Raw genomic sequence first — 17,918 nt, forward strand, 5'->3', positions numbered from 1 at the left:
CGCCGTCCGGTTCCGCGGGGGCCGGGCGGCGGTCAGGCCGGCTCCTCCTCCGCGACCTGGATCACGTGCTTGCCGCGTACCCCGCCGGACTCCAGGGCGCGGTGCGCATCGGCGAGGTCGGCCAGCGGACGCACCGTGTCGACCACCGGGCGCAGGGCGCCGCTGTCCACGTAGCCGGTCAGTTCCTTGAGGAGGGCGGTGCGGGGGTTGCCGCTGAAGAAGCGGACGCGGCCCTTGCCGTGGACGGTGGAGGCGAGGAGGTAGCCGAGGCTCGACGCGAGGTGGTCGAGGTCGAAGCTGATCGCGACCATCCGCCCGCCCGGCGCGAGCCTGCGCCGCCAGAGGCGGTGGTCGGTCCCGGCGGTGTCCATGATGACGTCGAAGGGGCCGAGGTCGCCGGGGCCGCACTCGGTGTAGCTGTACGCCTCGTCGGCGCCGAGCTCCCGGACGAAGTCGAGCCGCCCGGCTCCCGCCACCGCCGTGACATGGGCGCCCAGTGCCTTCCCGAGCTGGACGGCGACGCTGCCGACGCCGCCCGCCGCGCCGCGCACCAGCAGGCGTTCGCCGGGGCGCAGGCCCGCGTGGGCCTTCAGCGCGGTCAGGCCGGTCGTGCCGCCGGCGGGCAGCGAGGCGGCCTCGGTGAGGCTGACCGTCCGGGGGGCCCGCGAGAGGCGGCCGGGGCTGATCGCGACGTACTCGGCGGCGCTGCCCATGGTCCGGCCCAGCACGCCCCACACCCGGTCGCCGACGGCCGGGCCGCGCACACCCGGGGTGACCTCGGCGACCTCGCCGGTGAAGTCGATGCCGGTGCGCTGCGGGAAGCGGCGGCCGGTCACCAGCCGGACCCGGCCCGCGCGCCCGGCCAGCTCCCCGCCGTTGACGCTGGTGGCGTGCACTTTGACCAGCACCTCGCCGGGCTTCGGCACGGGGACGGGGACGCGACCCTCGTAGAGGACCTCGGGTGGTCCGTAGCGGTCGAAGAGGGCGGCGCGCATCGTGGTCATGGCGGGTCCTTGAGGGGGAGGGGAGGAGGGGCCCTCTGCCGGGCCCGTCCTCCACGCTAACCGGTTAAACGGAGGAACCCTTCCACTTGGCCTAAAGTGAGAGACATGCCTGCTCAGCCCTCTCGGAACAGCCCCGCCGACAGCTTGCGCGCCGACGCCCGCCACAACCGGGCCCGCATCCTGGAGGCGGCCCGCGCCGCCTACGCCGCCCACGGCATCGACGTCCCCGTCACCACCATCGCGCGGCGCGCCGGGGTCGGCGTCGCCACGCTCTACCGGCGCTTCCCGACCCGGGACGCGCTGGTCGCCGAGGCGTTCACCGAGCAGTTCCAGGCGTGCGCGGCCGTGCTGGACGAGGCGCTGGCCGACCCCGACCCGTGGCGCGGGTTCCGCTCGCTGGTGGAGAAGGTCTGCGCCATGCAGGCCGGCGACCGGGGTTTCACCACCGCCTTCCTCTCCCGATTCCCCGGCCTGCTCGACCCCGGGGGCGAGCGGGAGCGCGCCGAGGAGAAGCTCGCCCTGCTGGTGCGGCGCGCCCAGGAGGCCGGGGTGCTGCGTCCCGACTTCGACGCCAGCGACGTCGTCCTGGTGCTGCTCGCCAACAACGGCCTGGCCGGCGCCGACGAGACGACCTCGCTGGCCGCCTCCCGCCGCCTGACCGCGTACCTCCTGGAGTCCTTCCGCGCCGTCCCGGCGGCGGACGGGGCCCGCCGGGCCGCGCTGCCGCCCCCGGCCCCGGTGGAGTTGCGGCAGCTCCACGAGGGGCCGTGAGCGTCAGCCGCCGTCGCCCGCACCTCCGCCCGCGCCCGGCCCGGTGCCGGGTCCTGCGGTGCTCAGGGCGCGCCGGGTCAGGTGGCGGCCGGTGACGGAGAGCGGGGCGAGGGGCTGGTCGGGGGTGCCGAGCGGAGGCACCGGCACAGGGGGAGTGCCCGGGGAGGCGAGGCCCCCGCGGCGGACCAGGCCGAAGGAGAGCGGGCGCGTGGTGGTGTGGACGGCGACCAGGGTGAGCGGCGCCGCCAGCAGCACCAGGGTCGTGCCGAGCGCCAGCCCCATCACCGGGAACCCGGCGTGCTCCGAGAGGAGCGAACCGGCGAGCGGACCGAAGGCCACGCCCAGCGCGGAGGCCGAGCCGACCATCACGGCCCAGCGGCCGCGCGGGTCGAGGTGGGCGCCCAGACCGATCAGGTAGGAGAGGACGGCGGGGTAGAGGGTGTTCCAGGCGATCTCGCCGGTGGCGAAGGAGGTGAGCCCGTCGGCGCGGGCGCTGGCCGCGATGCACCCGGCGATCAGCACGGTGCCGACGCCGATCGGCGCGGCCCGGCCGAACCGGGCGCCCAGCGCGCTCGCGCCGAGGATGCCGAGGAGCCCGGCGCCGAGGGCCGCCGCGAAGACCGCGCCGACGGCGGCCTCGCTCAGCCCGGCCTGGTCGGTGCCGATCCGGCCGCTCACGCCCCACAGGGCGTTCTGGCAGAGCGCCCACAGGACGATCGCCCCGGCCAGCACCCCGCCCGCGCGCCGGTGCGGCAGCGGGGCGGCGACGGTGGCCACCGAGGGGTCGCGGCTGTCGGGGAGGTGGCCGGTGGCGGGCCAGACCAGCAGGGCGACCACGGCCACCGCCGCCAGCGGCAGGCCGTGGCCGCCGCCGAGCGCGGGCAGTATCAGGTAGAGCGCGCCCGCCGTGGCGGAGACGGCGAGCAGCCCGAGGGTGGAGGCGCGGTGCGGGTCGCGCCGGGCGGCGATCCGGCCCGCGGCGACCGTCATGGTGGTGCCCGAGCCGAACCCGCCGACGGCGGCGCCGGCCACCACCAGCGGCAGCACGGTGGTCGCGGCGGCGGTGCCGTACCCGGCGGCCGTCAGCAGCAGTCCCGCGCGCGACAGTCTCCGCGCGCCGAGCCGCTCCACGCGCGAGGCGAGGAGGAAACCGGCCGACGCGGAGCAGAGCAGCAGGACGCTGCCGAGGACTCCGGCCTGGGGGGTGGTGAGGGGGAGGTGGTCGTCGAGCCGTCCGACCAGGGTCGGCAGCAGGTACGAGGCGAGGTAGCCGGCGGTGAACAGGGCGACGAGGGGCCAGGCGGCACGGTGGCGCGAGGACACAGGCGTTCCTTGAAGAAGGCATGCCGAAGAGGCACGCAGGAAGCGAGAGAGGTGGAAGTCGCTTCCGTTCCGACCACGAGTGGGGGAAGCGCGGGCCAATTTGTATCAAGCGCACGGACGCGCCGGAAAGCTGGCCCGCAGTGATGCCGGTCACATTATGTTTGCATTCCGCTTACCCGGGTATCCCCGGCTGAACTCCCAGTTCAGGGGGGCGTGTTGAGGTTCCGCTTAGCCTTCGCGGGAGGGGAGTGCGCACGAAACGGGCCGAGGCGCTGACACGCGCCCCGGCCCGTCGTCTGACGCTCCGCCAGCCGAAAGCACCCCGGCGCGCGCCTCTTCGCGCCGATTACGCCCCCCATCCGTGCGGGCACGCCTCCAGGACTCCCCGCCCGCCGCCCGGAACTCCGCCCGTGAGGCGCCACCTGGCCGAGCGCACCGGGGCTCGCCGCACGGCACCCCGGGCGCGCGCCCGTCAGCGCGCCGCGCCCTGTCCGTACCGTGCGTGCGCCGGTGTCACGCCCCCGCGCGGGCCAGGACGCGTTCGGCCGCCGCCACCGAGTCCACCAGGGGGTGCAGCGCCACCGCGCGCAGCGCCGCCTCGCGGTCCTTGAAGAGCGCCGCCTCGATCGTGGCCCGCTCCACCGCCTTCAGCTGGAGCACCAGCCCCAGTTCCGCCGGGCCCAGCGGCACCGGCGACACCACCGGCCGCACCCCGGAACCGTCCACCTCGCACACCGTCTCGACCACCGCGTCGGCCGGCAGCGCCGGCAGCACCAGCGGGGCGCCGGGCCCGCCCGAGGAGTTCCGCACGTTGAGGATGAGCCGGGCCGGCCGGTCCCGGGCCAGCGCCCGCATCAGGGCCAGCGCCACCTGGTCGTAACCGCCGCCGTCCAGGTCGCAGGTGTCCCGCTCCCAGCCGCCGGAGGCCGCCCGGCTCTCCGCCATGTACGTTTCCTCGCGCTCCAGGCGGGTCCGCTCCCAGAGCGCGAAGGCCCGCTCGGGCTGCCGGTGCGCCTCGGCGAAGAAGGTGGACTGCTGCCCGTCGAGGAAGGCGCCCCGGGTCTGCTCGGCCGCCCGTACCGCCGCCAGCGTCTCGCGGCGGAAGTAGTAGTAGTGCAGGTACTCGTTGGGCAGCGCGCCCAGCGCCCGCAGCCAGGGCGCGCCGAAGAGGCGGCCCTCCTCGAACGAGCCGAGCGCCGCCTCGTCGGCGAGCAGCCCCGGCAGCAGGTCGCGGCCGTCGGGGGCGGTGAGGGAGCGCAGCCAGCCCAAGTGATTGAGGCCCACGTAGTCGTAGCCGACCGTGTCCGGGTCGGCGCCCGCCGCCCGGGCCGCCCGGCGGACCAGGCCCACCGGGGAGTCGCAGATGCCGATCACCCGGGAGCCGAGCACCGAGGCCATCGCCTCGGTGACCGTCCCGGCCGGGTTGGTGAAGTTGATGACCCAGGCGTCCGGGGCGAGTTCGGCGACCCGCTCGGCGATCCTGAGCGCCACCGGGACGGTGCGCAGCCCGTACAGCACGCCGCCCGCGCCCACCGTCTCCTGGCCGAGCAGCCCCTCGGAGAGCGGGATGTGCTCGTCGGCGACGCGGCCCGCGGTGCCGCCGACCCGGATCGCGGAGAAGACGAAGTCGGCGCCGCGCACCGCCTCGTCGAGGCTCCCGGCGACCACCACGCGGGGCAGTCCGCCGCCGTCCGCCGGGCGCGGCAGCCCGTCGAGGACCGAGCGCATCACACCGGCCCGCAGCGGGTCGGTGTCGTACAGGGTCAGGGTGTCGACCTCGCTCCCCGCCAGCGCCCGGTACACCAGCGGGACGCGGAAGCCGCCGCCCCCGAGAATCGTCAGCCTCATGGGGCGGAACGTACCGCATGGAACGGGTACGCGGTCGGGCAGACTGTCCAGATCCGCACCACGCAGGGGAGTCCGCCGTGAACCTGGCCGAAGGAGACCGCACGCCGCACCGCACCGCCGGTGTGGACCCACTGGTGGGGCTGCGCCGCCCCGCCGATCCGCCGGTGGACGTCTATCTGACGGGCACGGTCTTCCTCGACATCATCTTCACCGGCCTCGACTCGGCGCCGGTGCGCGGCACCGAGTCCTGGGCGCGCGGCATGGGCTCCAGCCCCGGCGGCGTCGCCAACATGGCCACCGCCCTCGCCCGCCTCGGCCTGCGCACCTCACTGGCGGCCGCCTTCGGCGACGACCACTACGGCGAGTACTGCTGGGACGCGTTGGAGAGCGGCGAGGGGATCGACCTCACCGGCTCCCGCCGCGTCGGCGGCTGGCACTCCCCGGTGACGGTCTCGATGGCCTACGAGGACGAGCGGACGATGGTCTCGCACGGCCACGAGGCCCCCGTCGACCTGGCCCCCGTCCCCGCCCACCCGCCGCGCGCCCGCGCGGCGGTGGCCGCCCTCGCGCCCGGCGTGCGCGCCCCCTGGATCGCCGAGGCGGCCCGCGCCGGTACGCGCGTCTTCGGCGACGTCGGCTGGGACGACACCGGCGCCTGGGACCTGGACGCCCTGCCCGACCTGGAGCACTGCGAGGCGTTCCTGCCCAACGCCGCCGAGGCGATGCGCTACACCCGCACCGACTGCCCCCGGGCGGCGGCCCGCGCGCTGGCCGACCGGGTGCCGCTCGCCGTCGTCACCCTCGGCTCGCAGGGGGCGTACGCCGTCGACGGGCGGACCGGGGAGACCGCCGACGTGCCCGCCATCGCGGTGGACGCGCTCGACCCGACCGGCGCGGGGGACGTCTTCGTCGCCGGGTTCGTCACCGGGACGCTCGCCGGGTGGCCGCTGGCCGACCGGCTCGCCTTCGCCGGGCTGACGGCGGCGCTCTCGGTGCAGGAGTTCGGCGGCTCGCTGTCGGCGCCGGGGTGGACGGAGGTGGCCGCCTGGTGGCGGCGCGTGCGGGCGTACACCCGGACCTCGGCGCGCTCGGCCCACGGCCACGACCCGCAGGCACTACGCCGGTACGCCTTCCTGGAGGACCTGGTCCCCGAGGTGTCGACCGCGGCCTGGCCGCTGCGGCGGGCGGTGCCGACCATCGGTTTCGGGAGGTCCGCCTGACGGCGCGTCGCCCGGCCGGGTGAACCCGCCCGGGGGGTCGGGTTCCCCCCGCCCCCCGAGGTCGATAAGGTAAGCCTAACCTTACCGAAGGGGTCACCTGATGTACGCGCACGCCCGAGACGGGGAGCCGACCCCCGCCCAGCGAGTCCGCTCCGTGATCGAGGCCGCGGAGTCACTGACCGTCACTACCGGCGGCCACAGCATCGGCCTGGTCGGCCTGCACACCGTGGACGCCGGCGGCGGCCTCACCCTCCACGACCCGCCGGGCGAGCACCTCGGGGCGGAACTCGACGCCTCCCTCGACGGAACCCTCCCCGCCGTCGTGGAGTTCACCGACATCGCCCCCGTCCACCTGCGCGACCGCGTCCGCGCCCGGCTCAGCCTCCACGGCTGGCTGGGGACCGCCGCCGACCGAGGGCTGCACCTGCACACCGAGTACGCCGTCCTCGCCGAGCACGGCCGCAGCCGCCGCATCGGCGTCGACGAACTGGTCATGGCCCAGCCCGACCCGCTGGCCCGCGCCGAGGCCGAACTCCTCTCCCACCTCGACTCGGCCCACGAGGACATGGTGCGGGCGCTGGCGCGGCTCGCTCCCGCGGACGTACGGGCGGCGGCCGTCCGGGTGCGGCCGGCCCGGCTCGACCAGTACGGGATCACCCTGCGGTTCGAGCACGCCGGGCGCAGCCATCAGGAGGTGCGGCTCGGGTTCGGGAAGGTCGTGCGGTACCCCGAAGAGGTGGGGGAGGGGATTCGCGGACTGGTGGTCGGCAGGGTGTGACCCTCATGTGCCGGGCGGGCTGTTCGCTTGGCGGGGCGCCCCTTGACCGTGCCGGTCATGGAGGTGGCCTCAAGCGCCGGCCGGGCTCTCGGTGGGGGTGCTGTCCGGCTTCCCGTGCCGGTTCAGGATGGCCTCAAGCGCCGGCCGGGCTCGGATTTCGCCGGGCCGGGTTTTCGCCGGGCTGGGGTTCTGCCGGGCTGGGATCTGCCGGGCCCCGCGGGCCGTTCGACCGTGGCGGACAGAGATGGCCTCAAGCGCCGGCCGGGCTGTTCACGGCCTCAGAGCGCTGTCCAGCGTTGGGCGGGGCTCCCGGTGCAGTGGGTGGTGGTGATGCGGGAGCCGTTGACGGTGCCGAGGCAGCCGCCGGTTCCTACGCTTTTGAGGGTGCCTCCTGAGCCGGTGCGCCAGCGGCGGCTTTCGGCCTGGTTGCAGGAGAGGAGCAGGATGCCTCCGGCGCCGGAGGAGATGCAGGAGCGGCCTGACTCGTGGACGATCTCGAAGGAGCCGTCCGAGAGGGGGCGGAAGGCCCAGACCGTGCCGGAACCGTTGCAGTCGGCGGTGGTGGGCGGGCTGTTGAACGGGGCGGCGAGGCATTTGGCGTTCTCGCCGTTGCGGTAGCGGTGCGCGCCGGACGGGGGCTTGGCGTCCCCGTCGGGGTCTTCGGTCGGGCCGGAGCCGCCACCGCCGCCACCGCCGGAGGAGCTGGAGCCGCCGGAATCGCCGGAGCCGCCGTCCTTGTCCCCGCCGCCCGGGGCGGGGGCGTCGGCTCCGTTCCCCGAGTCGTCCCCCTGGCCTGCGCCCTTGCCGGCGCTCTCGGCCTTGTCTCCCTTGTCTCCCTTGTCTCCGTCCTCGTCCTCGCCCTTCTCCCCGTCCTTCTCCTTGTCCTTGTCCTTGGTGGACTTCGCGGGTGAGGCCGAGCCGGACGGGCCGGCGCCCGGGGTGGCGGGGGCCGAGGCGCTGAGGGTGGGGGCGGCGGCGGGGTCGTCGGCGTCGGAGGTGTGGGGGAGCAGCTGGACGGCGAGGGTCGCGCCGCCCGCGATGACGACGGGGACGACGGCGAGGAGGACGCGGCGGCGCCGGCGCTCGCCGGGAGGCTTCGGTTCGGCCTTCTTGCCCAGGTTGAGCGTCTCGACGGAGACGGGGGGCGGGGGATCGAGTTCCTGGACGTCCGCCGCGAAGGCCGCCTTCTTCGCCAGATCGGCGCTGAAGGAGTCCGGCCACAGGGGCGCGGTGAACGGGCCGTGTTCCGTGGCGCGCCGGACCAGTTCGGCCGCGGTGGGACGGGCCTCGGGGGCCTTGGCGAGGCAGGCGGTGACGAGGTCGGCGAGGGCGGGGTCCAGCTCCCGTACCGCCTCCAGGTCGGGCTCCTCGTGCACGATGCGGTACAGGACGGCGGGGCCGGACTCCTCGCCGAAGGGCGGGTTGCCGCCGGCCGCGTAGGCGATGACCGAGCCCAGCGCGAACACGTCGACGGCGCCGGTCAGGTCGCGTCGTGTCGTGGCCTGTTCGGGGGCCATGTAGGCGGGGGTGCCGACCACCATGCCGCTGCGGGTGAGCTGGCTCTGCTCGGTGGCCCGGGCCACGCCGAAGTCGATGACCGTCGCGCCCTCGACCGTCAGCATCACGTTGGACGGCTTCAGGTCCCGGTGGACCATGCCGAGCTCGTGCACCGGGACCAGCCCCTTGGCGGCCTCGCGCAGCAGCAGCCACACCGCCTCGGCGGGCAGCGGGCCCTGGTGGAGCCGGACGGCGTCGCTGAGGGTGAGGCCGGGGACGTAGGCGGTGGCGAGCCACGGAGGGCGGGCGTCGCGGTCGCTGGCGAGCAGCGGGGCGGTGGCCTCCGCGGGCAGCCGGGAGAGGTTGTCCAGCTCGTGCCCGAAGCGGCGGACGAAGTCCTGGTCCTCGCCGGCGACCGAGGGCAGGACCTGTTTGACGGCGACGTACCGCCCCTCGTGGACGCCGAGGAAGACGCGCCCCATCCCGCCGGTCCCGAGACGACCCGCGAGGGGGATGCCGCCGATGTGCGCCGGGTCGTCCGGTTGCAGCGGTTTGGCCCCGCTGCCGGTCAGGTCGAACACGCCCACTTCTTCTCCCCCGTGGCACACCGTCTCGAGTCCAGGCGAAGTCTGGCCAGTGGGTACAGGGAGGGGAAGTGCTTTCTGGAAAAACGCTCCAGAAATTCACGCGAACGTGCCCGCCCGGCGAAGCCACGTCCAGGCCGCTCCCGCACGGCCGGACCGCGTGGGTGGCGGCATGTCGAAAAGCTCTTCGGGTGGAGGCGGGTGGGGACGTACGCTGGGGGTCTAGGCGGGCCGTCGGAGGACGGCTTCCCTGAGCGAGGAGGACGAGCAGGCTGAAAAGCCGGCCCATGACGCAGACACCGACAGGACCGAGCCCCGCACGGGGGCAGGCGCGCGCCCAGTTCACCGTTCCGGCGAAGCACCCGATGGTGACCGTGCTGGGTTCCGGAGACGCGCTGCTGCGCGTGATCGAGAAGGCTTTCCCGGCAGCCGACATCCATGTCCGGGGCAATGAGATCAGCGCGACCGGCGACCCGGCAGAGGTCGCCCTGGTCCAGCGGTTGTTCGACGAGATGATGCTGGTGCTCCGCACCGGTCAGCCGATGACGGAGGACGCAGTGGAACGCTCGATCGCCATGCTGAGGGCGAGCGAGGAGGGCACGGGCCCGGAGGAGACCCCGGCCGAGGTCCTGACCCAGAACATCCTCTCCTCGCGCGGCCGCACCATCCGCCCCAAGACGCTCAACCAGAAGCGGTACGTCGACGCCATCGACAAGCACACGGTGATCTTCGGCATCGGCCCGGCCGGTACCGGCAAGACCTACCTGGCGATGGCCAAGGCCGTGCAGGCGCTCCAGTCCAAGCAGGTCAACCGGATCATCCTGACCCGGCCGGCCGTCGAGGCGGGCGAGCGGCTCGGCTTCCTGCCCGGCACGCTGTACGAGAAGATCGACCCGTACCTGCGCCCGCTCTACGACGCGCTGCACGACATGCTCGACCCCGACTCCATCCCCCGCCTCATGGCGGCCGGGACCATCGAGGTCGCCCCGCTGGCGTACATGCGCGGACGGACGCTGAACGACGCGTTCATCATTCTCGACGAGGCCCAGAACACCAACCCGGAACAGATGAAGATGTTCCTCACCCGGCTGGGCTTCGAGTCGAAGATCGTCATCACCGGTGACGTCACCCAGGTCGACCTGCCGAGCGGCACCAAGAGCGGTCTGCGCCAGGTGCAGGACATCCTGGAGGGCGTGGACGACGTCCATTTCTCCCGCCTCACCTCCGAGGACGTGGTCCGGCACAAGCTGGTCGGCCGTATCGTCGAGGCGTACGAGAAGTACGACAACCGAGACGGCCGCTGAGGCGGCCTCCTCCGTCCGCGCCTCCGGGCACGCCCAGCAGGAGTACAGCACCACCATGTCGATCGACGTCAACAACGAGTCCGGAACCGAGGTCGACGAGCGCGCGATCCTCGACATCGCCCGCTACGCGCTGGCGAGGATGCGTATCCACCCGCTCTCGGAACTCTCGGTGATCGTCGTCGACCCCGAGGCGATGGAGCAGCTGCACATCCAGTGGATGGACCTGCCGGGGCCCACCGACGTCATGTCCTTCCCGATGGACGAACTGCGTCCGCCGGCCAAGGACGAGGAGGAGCCCCCGCAGGGCCTGCTCGGCGACATCGTGCTCTGCCCGGACGTCGCCCGGCAGCAGGGGCAGGACGCGCCGACCCAGCACTCCATGGACGAGGAGCTCCAGCTCCTCACCGTCCACGGCGTGCTGCACCTGCTCGGCTACGACCACGAGGAGCCGGGCGAGAAGGCCGAGATGTTCGGCCTCCAGCAGGCCATCGTGGACGGCTGGCGTGAGGAGAACGGGCTGACCGGCCCCTCTCCGGCCCCGACCGTCTCATGATCGGCGGCCTGCTCACCGGCGCCGTCCTGCTGGTCGTCGTCGCCTGGCTGGCCGCCTGCGCCGAGGCGGGGCTGGCCCGCGTCTCCAGCTTCCGGGCCGAGGGCGCCGTCCGCGCGGGCCGGCGCGGCAGCGCCAAGCTGGCCCAGGTCGCCGAGGACCCCACGCGCTACCTCAACGTCGCGCTGCTGGTCCGGGTCGCCTGCGAGATGGCCGCCGCCGCCCTCGTGACCTACGTCTGCGTCGAGCGGATCAGCGTCACCTGGGAGGCCCTGGCCGTCGCCATCGCCGTGATGGTCCTGGTCAGCTACGTGGCGGTCGGCGTCTCCCCGCGCACCATCGGCCGCCAGCACCCGCTGAACACGGCCACGGCCGCCGCGTACGTGCTGCTGCCGCTCGCCCGGATCATGGGGCCCGTCCCCAAGCTGCTCATCCTGCTCGGCAACGCCCTCACCCCCGGCAAGGGGTTCCGGCAGGGCCCGTTCGCCAGCGAGGCGGAGCTGCGGGCGCTGGTCGACCTCGCCGAGAAGGAGCAGCTCATCGAGGACGAGGAGCGCCGCATGGTGCACTCCGTCTTCGAACTGGGCGACACCCTCGTCCGCGAGGTGATGGTCCCCCGCACCGACCTGGTCTCCATCGAGCGGTACAAGACGATCCGCCAGGCCCTCACCCTCGCCCTGCGCTCCGGTTTCTCGCGGATACCGGTGACCGGGGAGAGCGAGGACGACGTCGTCGGCGTCGTCTACCTCAAGGACCTCGCCCGCAAGACCCACATCAGCCGCGACGCCGAGACCGAACTGGTCTCCACCGCGATGCGGCCCGCCGTCTTCGTCCCCGACACCAAGAACGCCGGGGACCTGCTGCGCGAGATGCAGCAGCAGCGCAACCATGTCGCCGTCGTCATCGACGAGTACGGCGGCACCGCCGGCATCGTCACCATCGAGGACATCCTGGAGGAGATCGTCGGCGAGATCACCGACGAGTACGACCGGGAGCTGCCGCCCGTCGAGGAACTGGGGGAGGGCCGCTGCCGCGTCACCGCCCGCCTCGACATCGGCGACCTCGGCCGCCTCTACGGCCTGGAGTCCTACGACGACGAGGACGTGGAGACCGTCGGCGGCCTGCTCGCCAAGGCGCTCGGCCGGGTCCCGATCGCCGGGGCCGGCGCGGTCGTCCCGCTCCCCGACGGGCGCGGCCTGCGCCTCACAGCCGAGGACTCGGCCGGCCGCCGGAACAAGGTCGCGACGGTCCTCGTCGAACCGCTCGACCAGCACGAGGCGGCCGAGGCCGTCGCCGCCGAGGAGGACCGGGAGACCGACTGGTGAACACGCGCGGGAGCGGTACCGACGACGCCCTGGACGCCGAGAGCCTGCGGGCCTTCTGCCTCTCCTTCAACGGAGCCGCCGAGGAGTTCCCCTTCAACCCGGAGACCTCCGTCTTCAAGGTCGAGGGGAAGGTCTTCGCCCTCACCGACCTCGGCGCCGACCCGCTGAAGATCTCCCTCAAGTGCGACCCGGACGAGGCGGTACGCCTGCGCGCCGCGCACCCTGAGATCGTCCCCGGCTGGCACCTCAACAAGCGCCACTGGAACACGGTCACCGTCGCCCCGCTCCCGCCCCGCCACCTCCGCGAACTCATCGAGGACTCCTACGACCTGGTGGTGGCGGGCCTGCCCCGCGCGGTCCGCCTCCGTCTCGACCGCCCCTGAGGCGCCTCACCCCGCACCTCTTATGCTCGGGACCATGACCGAGAGCACCGAGCTGCACCCCGAGGACCGCAAGATCGTGACCCTGGCCCGCTCGGCCCGGGCCCGCAACGGGGTGCCGGAGGGCGCCGCCGTCCGCGACGAGACCGGCCGCACCTACGTCGCCGGCACCGTCTCCCTCGACTCCCTCCAGCTCAGCGCCCTGCGCACCGCCGTAGCCATGGCCGTGGCCTCCGGCGCCCGCTCCCTCGAAGCCGCCGCCGTCGTCACCACCGCCGACCACCTCCCCCCGGAGGACCGCTCCGCCGTCTCCGACCTCGGCGGCCCCACCACCCCCATCCACCTCGCCACCCCCGACGGCACAGTCCAGGAGACCCTCACCACAACCTGACCCACCCCTCCGCAGAACAGCCCGGCCGGCACACCGACAGTCCGGCCGGCGTACCGACAGTCCGGCGAGCACACCGACAGCCCGGTGGGCCCACAAACAGCCCGGCCGGCGCTTGAGGCCAAAACCAGCCCGGCCGGCGCCTGAGGCCATCCTGTACGGGTGGCGGCCCACCGAACCCAAGCCACCATCCCCGCCCGGGGCAGGGCACGGGAGACAAGGCTCCCCGGGCCACAGCCAGGCCCGCAGCCAAACAGGCCACCCCCAGAACCCGGGGTCCGAGGACCCCCACGCATCGGGGACAATGGGCGCATGAGCGCCCCCTCCTCCTCCGCCACCCCCGCGCACCGCGCGGGCTTCGCGTGCTTCGTCGGCCGTCCGAACGCGGGCAAGTCCACCCTGACGAACGCACTCGTCGGGCAGAAGGTCGCGATCACCTCCAACCGGCCGCAGACCACCCGCCACACCGTGCGCGGCATCGTCCACCGGCCCGATGCGCAGCTGATCCTGGTCGACACCCCCGGCCTGCACAAGCCGCGCACCCTCCTCGGCGAGCGGCTCAACGACGTGGTCCGCACCACTTGGGCCGAGGTCGACGTCATCGGCTTCTGCCTCCCCGCCGACCAGAAGCTCGGCCCAGGCGACCGCTTCATCGCCAAGGAGATCGCCGGGATCAAGAAGACCCCGAAGGTCGCCGTCGTCACCAAGACCGACCTGGTGGACGGCAAGCAGCTCGCCGAGCAGCTGATCGCCGTCGACCAGCTCGCGGCCGAGCTGGGCTTCGAGTGGGCCGAGATCATCCCGGTCTCCGCCGTCAAGGGCGACCAGGTCGAGCTGCTGACCGACCTCCTGGCCCCGCTGATGCCGGAGGGCCCCGCGCTCTACCCCGAGGGCGACCTCACCGACGAGCCCGAGCAGGTCATGGTGGCCGAGCTGATCCGCGAGGCCGCCCTGGAGGGCGTCCGCGACGAGCTGCCGCACTCCATCGCCGTCGTCGTCGAGGAGATGCTGCCCCGCGAGGACCGCCCCGCCGACAAGCCGCTGCTCGACATCCACGCCAACGTCTTCATCGAGCGTCCCAGCCAGAAGGGGATCATCATCGGCCCCAAGGGCAAGCGCCTGAAGGAGGTCGGCGTGAAGTCCCGCAAGCACATCGAGGCCCTGCTCGGCACCCCGGTCTTCCTCGACCTCCATGTCAAGGTCGCCAAGGACTGGCAGCGCGACCCCAAGCAACTCCGCCGCCTGGGCTTCTGACGCAGCCGGCCCCCGACCGCCGGGACGGGACGGACCCAGTCGCAGCCCGCCCCGTCCCGAGTGGCGCCTAAGCTCCCTCCTTCAGCACCCGGGAGACCAGTTCGCGCTGGGCGGGGGTCAGGTGGGGGTCGGTGAAGTGGGCCGAGTGGCCGTCGACGGTCAGCTGGTAGACGAAGCCGTCGGGGACGCCGGTGGCCGGGGCGGGCGTGGCGGTTTCCAGGGCGCGGGCGGCCAGCTCCTCCCAGACCTCGGCGTCGGGGAGCGAGGTGGTGTCCACCCCGGCCCGCCGCTCGATGCCGGAGAAGCCGCCGGTCCGTCGTACGTCGATACGCATGCCCAAGTCCCTACCCGCGAGGTCCGCCCGGCACCGGTGTCCGGGCGGCCCGGCGGTCAGGAGTTCGCCCCCACGCCGACCTCGGACCACGCCTTGAGGACGGCCTCGCGCTCCTCGCCCCGGCCGAACCGCTCCTCGGCCGCCTTGGCGGTGAGGGCCGCGAAGGCGGCGAAGTCGGCCTGGGCGCTCAGCTCGCCGCCGGTCAGCACGTCGTACCAGATCTGGCCGGCGCGCTCCCACGCCTTGCCGCGCAGGGCGGTGGCGACCAGGTAGAAGGCGCGGTTGGGGATGCCGGAGTTGATGTGGACGCCGCCGTTGTCCTGGTCGGTCTCGACGTAGTCGGCCATGGAGCCGGGCTGGGGGTCCTTGCCGAGGACGTCGTCGTCGTAGGCCGTGCCGGGCTCCTTCATGGAGCGCAGGGCCTTGCCCTCGACGCGCGGGCCGAGCACGTCGGCGCCGATCAGCCAGTCGGCGTCCTCGGCGTTCTGCCCCAGCGTGTACTGCTTGAGGAGGGAGCCGAAGACGTCGGAGACCGATTCGTTGAGCGCGCCGGGCTGGCCGCGGTAGACGAGGTTGGCGGTGTACTGGGTGACGCCGTGGGCCAGCTCGTGGCCGATGACGTCGACGGGGAGGGTGAAGTCGAGGAAGACCTCGCCGTCGCCGTCGCCGAAGACCATCTGCTCGCCGTCCCAGAAGGCGTTGGCGTACTCCTTGCCGTAGTGGACGGTGGCGTTGAGCGGGAGGCCGCGGCCGTCGATGGAGTCGCGGCCGAAGCTCTTGAGGAAGAGCTCGAAGGTGGCGCCGAGCCCGGCGTAGGCGCGGTTGACGCTGGCATCGCCGCCGGGGTCGGAGCCCTCGGCGCGGACCTTGACCCCGGGCAGCTCCTCGCGGGTCTCCGCGTCGTAGATGGTGCGCTGGGGGGTGGCTTCCGCACCCTCGGCGCGGCGCGGTGCGGGCGGGGCGGCGGCGCGGGTGGCGGCGACGGCGCTGAGGCGGCGGGTCCGCTCGCGGGCGTCCCGCTCCAGGGTGCGGCGGGCGGGGACGGAGAGGACCGGGTCGTCCAGGTGGCTGAGGTGGTCCAGGACGTGCGGCGGCACGATCGTGCAGAAGACGGGGTGCGGGGCCGGGCGGATCAGGGCGGAGTCGGCGGCGGTGCGGGCGGTCGGGGTGCGCGTCGGGCGCTGATTGTCGGTCATGAGACTGGCTTGCTCTCTGTGACCGGAGCGAAACACTCCGTGCGGAAGATTAGCGAAATAGAGGGACTCGTCACCTCTGGGTCGTTACCTCACCCCGGTCCCGCATACTGATACACGTCAGCGCAACAGGGGCGGCTCGGTTAGGCTGCGGAGCATCATGCGTTACGGGCTGCTTCTCCTTAGCTGCCGCGGCGAGGGCCTGTAGTCGAGGTCGACCCCCTCCCCGCGGAGTTCGGTGTTGCGGTGAACCCGCCGCCCGTCGGCCGTCTCCAGTGGACCACTGAGGAGCCCCGCGCATCATGTCGAATCCCGTTGACGCATCCCGTACCGCCACCGCCGACCAGCCGGTGAGCCGTCGGACCCCCCTCACCCGGGACAGCGTCACCCAGCGCCCCTCCGGCATGCCGACCGGCCGGTACCGCGGCTACGACGCGGTCGACCTGGCCGACCGCACCTGGCCCGAGCAGCGCATCACCCAGGCCCCCCGCTGGCTCTCCACCGACCTGCGGGACGGCAACCAGGCCCTGATCGACCCCATGTCGCCCGCCCGCAAGCGCGAGATGTTCGACCTGCTGGTGCGCATGGGCTACAAGGAGATCGAGGTCGGCTTCCCCTCCTCCGGAGAGACGGACTACGCCTTCGTCCGCTCCATCATCGAAGAGGGCGCCATCCCCGAGGACGTGACCATCTCCGTCCTGACCCAGGCCCGCGAGGACCTGATCGAGCGCACCGTCCAGTCCCTGAAGGGCGCCCACCGCGCCACGGTCCACCTGTACAACGCCACCGCGCCCACCTTCCGCCGGGTCGTCTTCCGCGGCTCGCGCGAGGACGTCAAGCAGATCGCCGTCGACGGCACCCGGCTGGTCATGGAGTACGCCGAGAAGCTGCTGGACGCCCGGACCGCCTTCGGCTACCAGTACAGTCCGGAGATCTTCACCGACACCGAGCTGGACTTCGCGCTGGAGGTCTGCGAGGCGGTGATGGACGTCTGGCAGCCCGAGGAGGGCCGCGAGATCATCCTCAACCTGCCCGCCACCGTGGAGCGCTCCACCCCCTCCACCCACGCCGACCGCTTCGAGTGGATGTCGCGGAACCTGTCCCGCCGCGAGTTCGTCTGCCTCTCCACCCACCCGCACAACGACCGCGGCACCGCCGTGGCCGCCGCCGAACTGGCCGTGATGGCCGGCGCCGACCGCGTCGAGGGCTGCCTGTTCGGCCAGGGCGAGCGCACCGGCAACGTCGACCTGGTCACCCTGGGCATGAACCTCTTCTCCCAGGGCGTCGACCCGATGATCGACTTCTCGCAGATCGACGAGGTCCGCAGGACCGCCGAGTACTGCAACCAGATGGAGGTCCACCCGCGCCACCCGTACGTCGGTGACCTCGTCTACACCGCCTTCTCCGGCTCCCACCAGGACGCCATCAAGAAGGGCTTCGACGCCATGGAGGCCGACGCGGCCGCCCAGGGCAGGACCGTCGACGACATCGAGTGGGCCGTCCCCTACCTGCCCATCGACCCCAAGGACGTCGGCCGCTCCTACGAGGCCGTCATCCGGGTCAACTCGCAGTCCGGCAAGGGCGGCATCGCCTACGTCCTGAAGAACGACCACCACCTCGACCTGCCGCGCCGCATGCAGATCGAGTTCTCCCGGCTGATCCAGGCCAAGACCGACGCCGACGGCGGCGAGGTCACCCCGGCCGCGATCTGGTCCACGTTCCAGGACGAGTACCTGCCCAACCCCGAGAACCCCTGGGGCCGCATCCAGATCCGCGCCGGCCAGACCACCACCGACGTCGAAGGCGTCGACCGGCTGACCGCCGAGGCCGTCGTCGACGGCGAGGAGACCGTCCTCAGCGGCTCCGGCAACGGTCCGATCTCGGCCTTCTTCGACGCCCTGCACGCCGTCGGCATCGACGTACGCCTGCTCGACTACCAGGAGCACACCATGAGCGAGGGCGCCAACGCCGTCGCCGCCTCCTACATCGAGTGCGCCATCGACGACAAGGTGCTCTGGGGCATCGGCATCGACGCCAACACCACCCGCGCCTCCATGAAGGCCGTGGTCTCCGCGGTCAACCGCGCCGCCCGCTGACCCCGGCGGCGCCCGACGCCCCGCCTGTTCCGTACGCGGCCGGGCGTCGGGTTACGGCCAGGTCACACG

At 73.3% G+C, this 17,918-nt stretch carries 16 protein-coding genes; 10 read left to right on the forward strand and 6 right to left on the reverse strand.

Annotation, left to right across the window (positions count from 1 at the left end):
• Positions 1-32 precede the first annotated feature (32 nt).
• Positions 33-1,004: an NAD(P)-dependent alcohol dehydrogenase gene (locus OIM89_RS21745; RefSeq protein WP_217466932.1), complete on the reverse strand. Its 972-nt coding sequence runs from the start codon at positions 1,002-1,004 to the stop codon at positions 33-35.
• A 105-nt stretch (positions 1,005-1,109) separates the two neighbouring features.
• Between OIM89_RS21745 and OIM89_RS21750 the strand changes: the two genes are divergently transcribed.
• A complete protein-coding gene (locus OIM89_RS21750; RefSeq protein ID WP_175457627.1) occupies positions 1,110-1,775 on the forward strand; it encodes a TetR/AcrR family transcriptional regulator in 666 nt (221 codons plus the stop codon).
• Between the two features lie 3 nt (positions 1,776-1,778).
• Here the strand turns inward: OIM89_RS21750 and OIM89_RS21755 are convergent, their stop codons facing one another.
• Both OIM89_RS21755 and OIM89_RS21760 read right to left on the reverse strand, forming a co-directional pair.
• A complete protein-coding gene (locus OIM89_RS21755; RefSeq protein WP_030696246.1) occupies positions 1,779-3,098 on the reverse strand; it encodes an MFS transporter in 1,320 nt (439 codons plus the stop codon).
• A 513-nt stretch (positions 3,099-3,611) separates the two neighbouring features.
• Positions 3,612-4,946 (reverse strand): 6-phospho-beta-glucosidase, encoded by a 1,335-nt coding sequence (locus OIM89_RS21760; protein WP_030696247.1) that lies wholly within the window; start codon positions 4,944-4,946, stop codon positions 3,612-3,614.
• 77 nt (positions 4,947-5,023) lie between these two features.
• Here OIM89_RS21760 and OIM89_RS21765 point away from each other — a divergent pair, with 77 nt between their 5' ends.
• Together OIM89_RS21765 and OIM89_RS21770 are read left to right on the forward strand one after the other, a co-directional pair.
• Positions 5,024-6,166 (forward strand): carbohydrate kinase family protein, encoded by a 1,143-nt coding sequence (locus OIM89_RS21765; RefSeq protein WP_264491555.1) that lies wholly within the window; start codon positions 5,024-5,026, stop codon positions 6,164-6,166.
• Positions 6,167-6,266: 100 nt separating this feature from the next.
• On the forward strand, positions 6,267-6,944 hold the full coding sequence (locus tag OIM89_RS21770; RefSeq protein ID WP_047465403.1) for a DUF2470 domain-containing protein: 678 nt from the start codon (positions 6,267-6,269) through the stop codon (positions 6,942-6,944).
• 278 nt (positions 6,945-7,222) lie between these two features.
• Here OIM89_RS21770 and OIM89_RS21775 read toward each other — a convergent pair whose 3' ends face one another.
• A complete protein-coding gene (locus tag OIM89_RS21775; protein ID WP_238469570.1) occupies positions 7,223-9,022 on the reverse strand; it encodes a serine/threonine-protein kinase in 1,800 nt (599 codons plus the stop codon).
• 290 nt (positions 9,023-9,312) lie between these two features.
• On the opposite strand from OIM89_RS21775, the gene OIM89_RS21780 reads away from it, so the two are divergent.
• The 6 genes from OIM89_RS21780 (at position 9,313) to era (ending at position 14,226) form a co-directional block, all read left to right on the forward strand.
• Entirely contained in the window at positions 9,313-10,329 is a 1,017-nt protein-coding gene (locus tag OIM89_RS21780; RefSeq protein WP_165397190.1) for a PhoH family protein, read from the forward strand.
• 55 nt (positions 10,330-10,384) lie between these two features.
• Positions 10,385-10,882, forward strand: coding sequence for an rRNA maturation RNase YbeY (gene ybeY / locus OIM89_RS21785; protein ID WP_008405681.1), 498 nt, complete (start codon positions 10,385-10,387; stop codon positions 10,880-10,882).
• Complete coding sequence (locus tag OIM89_RS21790; protein ID WP_018468082.1) at positions 10,879-12,204, forward strand: hemolysin family protein; 1,326 nt, start codon at positions 10,879-10,881, stop codon at positions 12,202-12,204. Before ybeY ends, OIM89_RS21790 begins: the two co-directional genes overlap by 4 nt.
• Complete coding sequence (locus OIM89_RS21795; RefSeq protein ID WP_047138514.1) at positions 12,201-12,587, forward strand: MmcQ/YjbR family DNA-binding protein; 387 nt, start codon at positions 12,201-12,203, stop codon at positions 12,585-12,587. The genes OIM89_RS21790 and OIM89_RS21795 overlap by 4 nt, the downstream gene beginning before the upstream one ends.
• Before the next feature lie 34 nt (positions 12,588-12,621).
• Positions 12,622-12,975 (forward strand): hypothetical protein, encoded by a 354-nt coding sequence (locus OIM89_RS21800; protein ID WP_030696252.1) that lies wholly within the window; start codon positions 12,622-12,624, stop codon positions 12,973-12,975.
• 309 nt (positions 12,976-13,284) lie between these two features.
• Entirely contained in the window at positions 13,285-14,226 is a 942-nt protein-coding gene (gene era, locus OIM89_RS21805; protein WP_003947966.1) for a GTPase Era, read from the forward strand.
• 67 nt (positions 14,227-14,293) lie between these two features.
• On the opposite strand, the gene OIM89_RS21810 is transcribed toward era, so the two are convergent.
• Complete coding sequence (locus OIM89_RS21810) at positions 14,294-14,560, reverse strand: protealysin inhibitor emfourin (protein WP_030696253.1); 267 nt, start codon at positions 14,558-14,560, stop codon at positions 14,294-14,296.
• Positions 14,561-14,616: 56 nt separating this feature from the next.
• Positions 14,617-15,756 (reverse strand): M4 family metallopeptidase, encoded by a 1,140-nt coding sequence (locus tag OIM89_RS21815; protein ID WP_078858010.1) that lies wholly within the window; start codon positions 15,754-15,756, stop codon positions 14,617-14,619.
• Between the two features lie 299 nt (positions 15,757-16,055).
• Here OIM89_RS21815 and leuA point away from each other — a divergent pair, with 299 nt between their 5' ends.
• Positions 16,056-17,849 carry a 2-isopropylmalate synthase gene (gene leuA / locus OIM89_RS21820; protein ID WP_047465407.1) on the forward strand — a complete coding sequence of 598 codons (1,794 nt, stop codon included), beginning with the start codon at positions 16,056-16,058 and terminating at the stop codon, positions 17,847-17,849.
• Positions 17,850-17,918 lie beyond the last annotated feature (69 nt).

Source organism: Streptomyces sp. BI87 (assembly GCF_025957665.1).
GTDB lineage: Bacteria > Actinomycetota > Actinomycetes > Streptomycetales > Streptomycetaceae > Streptomyces > Streptomyces albidoflavus.

Excerpts from the sequence above, each read along its gene's own strand:
- OIM89_RS21750 (WP_175457627.1), top strand. The coding sequence starts at position 1,110 with ATGCCTGCTCAGCCCTCTCGGAACAGCCCCGCCGACAGCTTGCGCGCC.
- OIM89_RS21770 (WP_047465403.1), top strand. The coding sequence starts at position 6,267 with ATGTACGCGCACGCCCGAGACGGGGAGCCGACCCCCGCCCAGCGAGTC.
- ybeY (WP_008405681.1), top strand. The coding sequence starts at position 10,385 with ATGTCGATCGACGTCAACAACGAGTCCGGAACCGAGGTCGACGAGCGC.
- era (WP_003947966.1), top strand. The coding sequence starts at position 13,285 with ATGAGCGCCCCCTCCTCCTCCGCCACCCCCGCGCACCGCGCGGGCTTC.
- OIM89_RS21780 (WP_165397190.1), top strand. The coding sequence starts at position 9,313 with ATGACGCAGACACCGACAGGACCGAGCCCCGCACGGGGGCAGGCGCGC.
- OIM89_RS21760 (WP_030696247.1), bottom strand. The coding sequence starts at position 4,946 with ATGAGGCTGACGATTCTCGGGGGCGGCGGCTTCCGCGTCCCGCTGGTG.
- OIM89_RS21815 (WP_078858010.1), bottom strand. The coding sequence starts at position 15,756 with ATGACCGACAATCAGCGCCCGACGCGCACCCCGACCGCCCGCACCGCC.
- OIM89_RS21790 (WP_018468082.1), top strand. The coding sequence starts at position 10,879 with ATGATCGGCGGCCTGCTCACCGGCGCCGTCCTGCTGGTCGTCGTCGCC.
- OIM89_RS21745 (WP_217466932.1), bottom strand. The coding sequence starts at position 1,004 with ATGACCACGATGCGCGCCGCCCTCTTCGACCGCTACGGACCACCCGAG.
- leuA (WP_047465407.1), top strand. The coding sequence starts at position 16,056 with ATGTCGAATCCCGTTGACGCATCCCGTACCGCCACCGCCGACCAGCCG.
- OIM89_RS21800 (WP_030696252.1), top strand. The coding sequence starts at position 12,622 with ATGACCGAGAGCACCGAGCTGCACCCCGAGGACCGCAAGATCGTGACC.
- OIM89_RS21810 (WP_030696253.1), bottom strand. The coding sequence starts at position 14,560 with ATGCGTATCGACGTACGACGGACCGGCGGCTTCTCCGGCATCGAGCGG.